Source organism: Kitasatospora sp. NPDC091257, assembly GCF_044757675.1.
Lineage (GTDB): Bacteria > Actinomycetota > Actinomycetes > Streptomycetales > Streptomycetaceae > Kitasatospora > Kitasatospora lactacystinica.
In genome coordinates this window covers 1-1369 of sequence record NZ_JBIVVI010001718.1, presented here as the reverse complement: position 1 = coordinate 1369, position 1369 = coordinate 1, and the positions used below count along the sequence as shown (strand labels likewise).

Annotated in this window: 1 protein-coding gene; it reads left to right on the top strand. The window is 70.9% G+C overall.

Annotation, left to right across the window (positions count from 1 at the left end; all coding sequences use genetic code 11):
- Positions 1-322: 322 nt before the first annotated feature.
- A complete protein-coding gene (locus ACIQOV_RS41510) occupies positions 323-1348 on the top strand; it encodes a 6-phosphofructokinase (protein WP_359898455.1) in 1026 nt (341 codons plus the stop codon).
- Positions 1349-1369: the final 21 nt, after the last annotated feature.

The window sequence follows — 1369 nt, the reverse complement described above, 5'->3', positions numbered from 1 at the left end:
CCATGCGGTCACCCGGTCCGCGGGTGGCCCCGGAAGTACCACAATGGGGCTGCCTACTGCACACCCTCCTCGGCAGCAGGCTGCAATTCCGCGCGGGGGCGCCGACGGCGCCGCTCCCGCGTCGGCTCCTGCCCGGCCGGACCAGGGGCCGTATGCTCGACTTCACGGCCGTTTTCGGGCGTTCTGTCCGGATCGGCCGGTCCTTCACCCCACGGCCACCTCCCCGCCATCGCGGCGTGGGAGCGCCCCGTTACGGTGACGGCTCGTCGTCCCAGCCTGTAGTCCGGCCGTTCCTCGGTTCTGCTCGGGAGTTGCAAAGCTAATGCGTATTGGAGTGCTGACCAGCGGCGGTGACTGCCCCGGCCTGAACGCGGTGATCCGCTCCGTGGTCCACCGGGGGGTGGTCGACCACGGCGACGAGATCATCGGGTTCGAGGACGGGTGGCGCGGATTCCTGGAGGGCCACCACCGCCCCCTGACCCTGGATTCGGTGAGCGGCATCCTGGCCCAGGGCGGCACCATCCTCGGTTCCTCCCGGGTCCAGCCGAGCCACCTGCGGGACGGCGTCGAGCGGGCCAAGCGGTACTGCTCCGACCTCGGCCTCGACGCGGTCATCCCGATCGGCGGCGAGGGCACCCTCAAGGCCGCCAAGCTGATGAGCGACGCGGGCCTGCCGATCGTCGGGGTGCCGAAGACCATCGACAACGACATCGCCGCCACCGACGTGACCTTCGGCTTCGACACCGCCGTCTCGGTGGCCACCGAGGCGCTGGACCGGCTGAAGACCACCGCCGAGTCCCACCAGCGGGTCATGGTCGTCGAGGTCATGGGCCGGCACACCGGCTGGATCGCGCTGAACGCGGGCATGGCGGCCGGCGCCCACGCCATCGTCGTCCCGGAACGCCCGTTCCACATCGACAAGCTCACCGATGTCGTCCGCGAGCGCTTCGACCGCCAGAAGAAGTTCGCCATCGTGGTCTGCGCCGAAGGCGCCAAGCCCGAGCCCGGCACCATGCACTGGGAGGAGGGCACCAAGGACATCTACGGCCACGAGCGGTTCACCGGCATCGCCACCCAGCTCTCCCGCGAGCTGGAGCACCGCCTCGGCAAGGAGGCCCGCCCGGTGATCCTCGGCCACACCCAGCGCGGCGGCACCCCGACCGCCTACGACCGGGTGCTCGCCACCCGCTTCGGCTGGCACGCCGTCGAGGCCGTCCACAAGGGCGCCTTCGGGCACATCACCGCGCTGCAGGGCACCAACATCAACCTGGTGCCGCTGGCCGAGGCGGTCGCCGAACTGAAGACCGTGCCGCAGGACCGCTACCTGGAGGCCGAGACGGTCATCTGACCGCCCTCCGCCCCTCCCGAG

Excerpts from the sequence above, each read along its gene's own strand:
- ACIQOV_RS41510 (WP_359898455.1), top strand. The coding sequence starts at position 323 with ATGCGTATTGGAGTGCTGACCAGCGGCGGTGACTGCCCCGGCCTGAAC.